The organism is Pseudomonas sp. NPDC089569, assembly GCF_050280625.1.
Classification (GTDB): Bacteria; Pseudomonadota; Gammaproteobacteria; order Pseudomonadales; family Pseudomonadaceae; genus Aquipseudomonas.
The window spans coordinates 24133-32386 of record NZ_JBNNVQ010000069.1; the positions used below are offsets into that span (position 1 = coordinate 24133).

The window sequence follows — 8254 nt, forward strand, 5'->3', positions numbered from 1 at the left end:
TTCGTCGTCTGGCTTGTAAGAACCGGGCCGGGGCGGCACTCTTGAAGCTCATGGCCGCCCGGAATTTTGCTGGAGAACTGCTGATGACCGATATTGATGCACGCTTGCGCGAGGACGTTCACCTGCTGGGTGAATTGTTGGGCAACACCATACGTGAACAGTACGGGGACGCTTTCCTCGACAAGATCGAGCAGATTCGCAGGGGCGCCAAGGCTGACCGGCGTGGCTCCATGGATGCCGAGCTGAGCGCCAGTCTCAATCAGTTGAGCGAAGACGAATTGCTGCCGGTGGCGCGGGCCTTCAACCAGTTTCTCAACCTGGCCAACATCGCCGAGCAATACCAGTTGATTCATCGGCGGGAAGAATCCCAGGGGGCACCGTTCGAAGCGCGGGTGTTGCCGGAGCTGCTTGCCCGGCTGCGATCCGAAGGCCATGGTGCCGAATCCCTGGCCCGGCAGTTGGGACGACTGGAAATCGAACTGGTACTGACTGCGCACCCGACCGAAGTCGCCCGGCGCACGCTGATCCAGAAATACGACGCCATCGCCGCGCAACTGGCGGCCCAGGACCACCGCGACCTGACCGGCGCCGAGCGCGAGCAGATCAAGGTGACCTTGCAGCGCCTGATCGCCGAGGCCTGGCACACCGAAGAAATCCGCCGCACACGGCCGACACCGGTGGACGAAGCCAAATGGGGCTTTGCGGTGATCGAACATTCGCTGTGGCACGCGATCCCCAACTACTTGCGCAAGGCGGACCAGGCGCTATACGACGCCACCGGCCTGCGTTTGCCCCTGGAGGCCGCGCCGATTCGCTTCGCTTCGTGGATGGGCGGTGACCGCGACGGCAACCCCAACGTGACCGCTGCCGTTACCCGCGAAGTGTTGCTGTTGGCGCGCTGGATGGCCGCCGACCTTTACTTGCGTGATGTCGATCATCTGGCTGCCGATCTGTCGATGCAGCAGGCCAGCGATGAGCTAAAAGCCAGGGCGGGCGACAGCGCCGAACCCTATCGCGCCGTGCTCAAGCAACTGCGCGAGCGCCTGCGGGCTACACGCAACTGGGCGCACAGCGCATTGACCACCCCCACACCAGCGCCCATCGATGTGCTGCAAAGCAACCATGAACTGCTTGAACCGCTGGAGCTGTGCTACCACTCGCTGCACCAGTGCGGCATGGGCGTGATCGCGGACGGGCCGTTGCTCGATTGCCTGCGCCGGGCGGTGACCTTCGGCCTGTTCCTGGTACGCCTGGATGTACGCCAGGACTCGTCACGGCACAGTGCGGCTATGACCGAAATCACCGATTACCTGGGCCTGGGGCGCTATGAAGACTGGAATGAAGAAGAGCGCATTGCCTTCCTGACCCGTGAACTGAACAATCGCCGGCCCTTGTTGCCGGCGCACTACAAACCGTCCGCCGACACAGCTGAAGTATTGGCGACCTGCCGGGAAGTTGCCGCCGCGCCGCCGGCGTCGCTCGGTTCGTACGTGATCTCCATGGCCGGTGCGGCTTCCGATGTGCTGGCGGTGCAACTGCTGCTCAAGGAGTCGGGCGTGCTGCGGCCGATGCGCGTGGTGCCGCTGTTCGAAACTCTGGCCGACCTCGACAACGCAGGGCCCGTGATCGAAAAACTGTTGCTGCTGCCCGGCTATCGCTCGCGCCTGCAGGGGCCGCAAGAAGTGATGATCGGTTACTCCGACTCGGCCAAGGACGCCGGCACCACGGCAGCGGCCTGGGCGCAGTATCGGGCGCAGGAGCGTTTGGTGGATATCTGCCGCGAGCAGCAAGTGGAGTTGCTGTTGTTCCATGGCCGTGGTGGCACCGTGGGACGTGGCGGCGGCCCGGCACACGCGGCGATTCTGTCCCAGCCACCGGGTTCGGTGGCGGGGCGGTTCCGCACCACCGAACAGGGGGAAATGATCCGTTTCAAATTCGGCCTGCCGGACATCGCCGAGCAAAACCTCAATCTGTACCTGGCCGCGGTACTTGAAGCGACCCTGCTGCCGCCACCTCCGCCGACGCCCGAATGGCGGCACTTGATGGACGAATTGGCGGCAGACGGTGTCAGCGCTTACCGCGCCGTGGTGCGGGAAAACCCGCAATTTGTCGAATATTTCCGCCAGTCGACGCCGGAACAGGAACTGGGGCGCCTGCCGCTGGGCAGTCGTCCGGCCAAGCGTCGTGCTGGCGGGATCGAAAGCCTGCGGGCGATCCCGTGGATTTTCGGCTGGACCCAGACACGCCTGATGCTGCCGGCATGGCTGGGCTGGGAGGCGGCGCTGAGCAAGGCGCTGGCACGCGGCGAGGGCGCACTGCTGGCGCAAATGCGCGAGCACTGGCCGTTTTTCCGCACGCGCATCGATATGCTGGAAATGGTGCTGGCCAAGGCCGACGCCGATATAGCCCGGTCCTACGATGAGCGGCTGGTCGAATCAAACCTGCTGCCATTGGGTGCGCATTTACGCGACCTATTGTCGCAGGCATGCTCGATCGTTCTCGGGCTGACCGGTCAGTCGCAGCTACTGGCACATAGCCCAGACACCCTGGAATTCATCCGCTTGCGCAACACTTACCTTGACCCGCTACATCTATTGCAGGCCGAGTTGCTGGCCCGTTCGCGGCAGCAGGAAGTGGAGCAGGGCAGCCCCGTAGAGCAGGCGCTGCTGGTGTCTGTGGCGGGGATTGCCGCCGGTTTGCGCAATACCGGCTAAGGTTTTTGTCGTGGGGGCAAGGTGTCCGGTGCGAGCATCGGATGCCTTGGAAACAGGGGCGAAAAAGTGCGGCCAGGCGACAGTTAATGATGGGGTTGCGACTTGGCGAACCGCATCGAAGGCACTCAGGAGGCAGCGGTTTCTCCGACTTTTGGCGTCTTGTGTGGGCGCAGCCTGCTGTGTATCTTGAGCAGCCTTTGGCCGTTTATGCGGCCGCGACCCTATTTTTGAGATTGGCCCCACGAGGCGAATCTGACGTTTTCCATATAAAAATTTAGGAGCACATCGATGCGTGTCATTCTGCTGGGAGCTCCCGGGGCCGGTAAAGGTACTCAGGCACAGTTCATCACCGAGAAATTCGGCATTCCGCAAATCTCCACCGGCGACATGCTGCGTGCCGCGGTCAAGGCCGGCACCGAGCTGGGCATCAAGGCCAAGAGCATCATGGATGCCGGTGGCCTGGTTTCCGACGACCTGATCATTGCACTGGTCAAGGACCGCATCGCCCAGCCTGACTGCGCCAGGGGTTTCCTGTTCGACGGTTTCCCGCGCACCATTCCCCAGGCCGAAGCCCTGGTGACTGCCGGTGTCGAGCTCGATGCAGTCGTTGAAATCGCGGTCGAAGACGAAGAAATTGTCCAGCGTATCGCCGGTCGCCGTGTTCACGAGGCCAGCGGCCGCGTTTACCACATCGTCTACAACCCGCCGAAAGTTGCCGGTAAAGACGACATCACCGGTGAAGAGCTGGTGCAGCGCAAGGACGACACCGAAGAAACCGTGCGTCATCGCCTGTCGGTCTACCACTCGCAGACCAAGCCGCTGGTGGATTTCTACCAGAAACTGTCGGCTGCCAATGGCAAGCCGAAGTACAGCCATATCGAAGGCGTCGGTTCGGTTGAAGCGATCACTGCCAAGGTGCTCGCGGCGCTGAGCTGAAAAGTCTGACCGATGCATCATCCACGGCCCGCTTGCGGGCCGTAGTTGTTTATACTGACGCCCTTTTTCTGACCCTTTCTTGTGGAAACATCGATGAGCACCTTGCTGGCCCTGGACACCGCGACTGAAGCTTGCTCCGTTGCCTTGCTGCACGACGGCAAAGTGACGAGCCATTACGAGGTGATCCCGCGCCTGCATGCGCAAAAGCTACTGCCGATGATCCAGCAGCTGCTGGCTGACGCTGGCACCACCTTGCAAGCGGTCGATGCCATCGCGTTCGGTCGCGGGCCGGGCGCTTTCACCGGCGTGCGAATTGCCATCGGCGTGGTCCAGGGCCTGGCGTTCGCACTTGATCGGCCAGTGTTGCCGGTATCGAACCTTGCCGTGCTGGCCCAGCGCGCCTTTCGCGAATACGGCGCCAGGCAGGTTGCGGCAGCCATCGACGCACGCATGGATGAGGTTTATTGGGGCTGCTACCGCGAGACGGCGGGTGAGATGCGTCTGATAGGCCAGGAAGCGGTGTTGCCACCGGAAGTGGCCGCATTGCCGGCCGACGCCAGCGGCGAATGGTTCGGCGCGGGTACTGGTTGGGGCTATGGCGAGCGTATCGCCGTCACGCTGAGCGGACAGGACGCCAGTATGCTGCCCCACGCCGAGGATCTGCTGACCCTGGCGCGATTCGCCTGGGATCGCGGTGAAGCGATCCTGGCCGACGACGCCCAGCCGGTGTATCTGCGCGATAAGGTGGCGACGCCCAAGGCCCGGTAATTCCCGACACCGAGTCGGTACTATCGCGAGCAGGCTCGCTCCCACAGGACCAGTGTTGACCCTGTGGGAGCGAGCCTGCTCGCGATTGGTTTTTAAGAAACACCACCAATCGTCCGTTTCTAACCCCCGCTTTTAAACCTTTTGTCTTTTATGTGTTCTAGTTATCACTCGGCGGTTTGCGAAGTGGATTTTGCGCCACTAAACTGCCATCACTGATACCGAGCATGCACTTATGCGAATAGACGGCTATTCCTCTCAGTCCTACCCCATCAAGCGCAAGCCACGCAAAGGCCGTGTGGTGGAAGACGAGTCGATCGATATCGACGGCGAGCTGGAATTTCCGACCGAAGAGCAACTGGCTGCGCGTGCCGCCAAAGCCTCTGCACAACGCCTGAGCAATCTTCCCGCCCGCCAGCAGGACATGATTTATCACCGCGCCATGAAAAAGAGCGTGGCAATGGCCCTGGCCAGCTACCTGAGCACGGCCGCTTTCGTGGATTGGGACGGGGAAGTGCTGGGGCTCGACCTGTACATCTGATGTTGCTGCCTTACTACCTCGGTTGCCCATCCTGGAGTGAAAACGCCTGGCGCGATTACCTCTATCCGTCCGACGCCAAACCCGCCGATTTTCTTGACCTCTATTCCCAGGTGTTCAATGCCGTGGAAGGCAATACGACCTTCTACGCGAGCCCCGCTGCCAGCACCGTGCAGCGCTGGGCGCAAACCATGCCAGAGCACTTTCGCTTCACCGCCAAGTTTCCCGGTGACATCAGTCACGGTGGTGACTTGCGTGAACAACTGACGGCTGCCGAGACCTTTATCCAATTGCTCAGCCCCCTTGGCGAGCGGGTCTCGCCACTGTGGTTGCAGTTGTCGAAAAGCTTTACGCCCCAACGCCTGCCTGAGCTGGCCGGATTTATCGACGCCCTGCAGCGACCCTTGGCGGTAGAAGTGCGGCACGATGATTTCTTTGCCAAGGGTGATAGCGAGCGGATGCTCAATCGCCTGTTGATGGATCGCGGTGTCGAGCGCATTTGCATGGATCCGCGTGCGCTGTTCAGTTGTACCTCGACCGATCCATCGGTGCTGCACGCCCAGTCGAAAAAGCCCAGGGTGCCTCCGCGACCGGCCGCATTTACCCAGTGTCCGCAGGTGCGCTTCATCGGCCACCCGCAGCTTGAGGCCAACGATCCCTTTCTGTCGCCATGGGTGGAAAAAATCGCCCTGTGGATCGAAGAGGGTCGTACGCCGTACATCTTCCTGCACACCGCCGATAACCTGCTGGCGGCGAAGCTGGCGCAGCGCTTTCACCAACAGTTGATGCTGCGATTACCTGGCTTGCCGGCGTTGCCTGAGCTATACAGAGAGCCCGCCGCCGAGCAACTTGGCCTGCTCTGAAGGCGGATTCGTTCCCTTTTTCAGGAGCCTGCCAATGGACGCGCAAACCCTTCGAGCCCAAGCATTCAAAGCCTTGCACGAACGCGACGGGGCTTTTGTGATTCCCAACCCATGGGACGCCGGCTCGGCAAAAATGCTCGCCAGCCTGGGTTTCGAGGCATTGGCGACCACCAGCGCCGGTTATGCCTTTTCCAGGGCGCGCCCCGATGGCGGGATGAGCCTGGAAGACACCCTGGAGAACGTCCGGGCGATTGTCGGCGCCACCGATCTGCCGGTTGCTGTCGATCTGGAAAACGGTTTTGCCGATAACCCGGCCGATTGCGCACAAAGTATCTTGCGTGCCGCACAGGCCGGCGCTGTCGGTGGTTCCATCGAAGACGCCACGGGGCGTGAAGGCGCTCCGATCTATTGTTTCGACCATGCGGTGGCGCGTATCGAAGCGGCCGTCGCTGCGGCACGCAGCCTGCCGTTCCATTTCACGCTGACCGCCCGCGCAGAAAATTTCCTGCACGGCGTGCATGACCTTGATGACACGATTCGCCGCTTGCAGGCATTCGCCGAAGCCGGGGCGGATGTGTTGTATGCACCGGCCTTGCGCAGTGCCGAAGAGGTGCTGGCTGTGGTGCGTGCCGTGGCGCCGAAACCGGTGAACGTGTTGATGTCGGGTGGTTTGAAGCTGACGGTCGAGCAATTGAGCGAGATGGGCGTCAAACGCATCAGCGTGGGGTCGGCACTGGCGTTGGCTGCTTATGGTGAGTTCTATCGCGCCGCCGAAGAGATCCAGAAGTCCGGGACCTTCGGTTTCACCTCGCGCAGCATGCCCTACCAGCAGGCCAATTCATTGTTCAAAGGCTGAGTGTCGCAGGAGAGGATCAGGCGGCGAGGCGCAGGTTCTGCAGAACGATCGGGCGCGCCCAGCCGTTGTCGAAGTCGAGTTGTTTCTGTTGTTCCACCATTTCCTCGGGCGAGAACGGCGGGAAGGGCTTGTCCAGCAGGTCGAGTTCGAACTCGGCGATAGGCAGGTGCAATGGACGCGGTTGCGGCGCAGGGCCGGCTTGCGGCACTGGCTGGCCGGCGGCCAACACGATCGGACGCACCCAGCCGCTGTCGAAGTCCTGCTGCTTCTGCTGGGCCACGATTTCTTCCGGCGGGAACGGCGGGAACGGCTTGTCGGCCAGGTCCATTTCAAATTCAGCAATCGGCAGGAACAGCGGCTCGGGCGGGCGAACCTGGTTGTCCGTCACGTCGCATTCGCGCTGGGAAACGATGTGCGCCAGCAGATCGCTGCCCACCGTGGGTTCTACCGGGCTTTCGATATCAACCGGGGGGAAGTTCAGCGATTCAGGCAGCACTTCACCCTTCTGCTCGGCCAGCGCTCGGGCAAAGAAATCCTGCCAGATGTGGCTGACGCCGCTCAGTGCCTGGGTGTTTCGCAGGCTGTAGTCGCCGTAGGGCGAGATAAAACCTGTGAATGTGGGTTGAATGTCTGACATTGCTCTCGGTCGACGCTCGGCTCTGGCAAAATGCTCGATAGTTTTGTTATCGGCCGATTTTGCCGATCATTAATTTTTTGAGCGTTTTTTCCCATGATTGATCAACCGGCAGTGTGCCGCATCCATGTCCAGGCCCTGGGCGACACCTTTCAGTCACAGGCCGAGCAATGGGCCGAGCGCCTGGGCCTGCCGCTGCAGGTGGATGACGGTGAGTTTGCCTTGCAGGTGGGGGAGCAAGGCCTGCAGTTGCAACAGTTGGGGCCGGACGCGCCCGGTCCGGTTCGGGTGGATTTCGTCGAGGGGGGCGCAGCCCACCGCCGGTTGTACGGTGGTGGCAACGGGCAGATGATCGCCAAGGCTGTCGGCATCGCCCAGGGCGTGCGTCCTCGGGTACTGGATGCCACGGCGGGGCTGGGCAAGGATGCGTTCGTGCTGGCCAGCCTGGGCTGCGAAATGAGCCTGATCGAACGTCAGCCGCTGATTGGTGCGTTGCTCGAGGACGGTCTGGCGCGCGGCGCTGAAGATTTGGAGGTGGCGCCTATCGTCGCGCGCATGCATTTGCTCAAGGGCAACTCGATCGAGGTGATGCGCAACTGGGAAGGCGAGCCACCGCAGGTCATCTACCTTGACCCGATGTTCCCACACCGCGAAAAAACCGCGTTGGTGAAAAAGGAAATGCGCCTCTTCCGGCCGCTGGTGGGCGATGACCCCGACGCGCCGGCCTTGCTCGAAGCGGCATTGGCCCTGGCCACCCACCGCGTGGTGGTCAAGCGCCCGCGCAAGGCACCGTGCATCGAAGGGCCCAAGCCGAGTCATGCGCTGGATGGCAAGTCGAGCCGGTATGACATCTACCCCAAGAAAGCGCTCAAGCCGTAAGACCGGGTCGTTCCCATCGCGAGCAGGCTCGCTCCCACAGGGCCAGTGTTAACCCTGTGGGAGCGAGCC

The 8254-nt window shown here is 61.9% G+C and carries 8 protein-coding genes; 7 read left to right on the forward strand and 1 reads right to left on the reverse strand.

Annotated features, from left to right (window positions below; all coding sequences use genetic code 11):
* The first annotated feature begins 83 nt into the window (after positions 1-83).
* From ppc to ACQKP2_RS22450, 6 genes are all read left to right on the forward strand, one after another.
* Entirely contained in the window at positions 84-2714 is a 2631-nt protein-coding gene (gene ppc, locus ACQKP2_RS22425) for a phosphoenolpyruvate carboxylase (protein WP_427579537.1), read from the forward strand.
* Positions 2715-3002: 288 nt separating this feature from the next.
* Positions 3003-3650: an adenylate kinase gene (adk, locus tag ACQKP2_RS22430; protein ID WP_427579539.1), complete on the forward strand. Its 648-nt coding sequence runs from the start codon at positions 3003-3005 to the stop codon at positions 3648-3650.
* A 93-nt stretch (positions 3651-3743) separates the two neighbouring features.
* On the forward strand, positions 3744-4418 hold the full coding sequence (gene tsaB / locus ACQKP2_RS22435; protein ID WP_427579541.1) for a tRNA (adenosine(37)-N6)-threonylcarbamoyltransferase complex dimerization subunit type 1 TsaB: 675 nt from the start codon (positions 3744-3746) through the stop codon (positions 4416-4418).
* 232 nt (positions 4419-4650) lie between these two features.
* The gene (locus ACQKP2_RS22440) at positions 4651-4956 is read left to right on the forward strand and encodes a hypothetical protein (RefSeq protein ID WP_427579543.1); all 306 of its coding nucleotides are present in this window, start codon (positions 4651-4653) and stop codon (positions 4954-4956) included.
* Complete coding sequence (locus ACQKP2_RS22445; RefSeq protein WP_427579545.1) at positions 4956-5816, forward strand: DUF72 domain-containing protein; 861 nt, start codon at positions 4956-4958, stop codon at positions 5814-5816. Before ACQKP2_RS22440 ends, ACQKP2_RS22445 begins: the two co-directional genes overlap by 1 nt.
* Positions 5817-5850: 34 nt before the next feature.
* A complete protein-coding gene (locus ACQKP2_RS22450; protein WP_427579547.1) occupies positions 5851-6672 on the forward strand; it encodes an isocitrate lyase/PEP mutase family protein in 822 nt (273 codons plus the stop codon).
* 16 nt (positions 6673-6688) lie between these two features.
* Here ACQKP2_RS22450 and ACQKP2_RS22455 read toward each other — a convergent pair whose 3' ends face one another.
* Positions 6689-7309, reverse strand: coding sequence for an energy transducer TonB (locus tag ACQKP2_RS22455; RefSeq protein WP_427579549.1), 621 nt, complete (start codon positions 7307-7309; stop codon positions 6689-6691).
* A gap of 93 nt (positions 7310-7402) precedes the next feature.
* Between ACQKP2_RS22455 and ACQKP2_RS22460 the strand changes: the two genes are divergently transcribed.
* Positions 7403-8185 (forward strand): class I SAM-dependent methyltransferase, encoded by a 783-nt coding sequence (locus tag ACQKP2_RS22460; RefSeq protein ID WP_427579551.1) that lies wholly within the window; start codon positions 7403-7405, stop codon positions 8183-8185.
* Positions 8186-8254 lie beyond the last annotated feature (69 nt).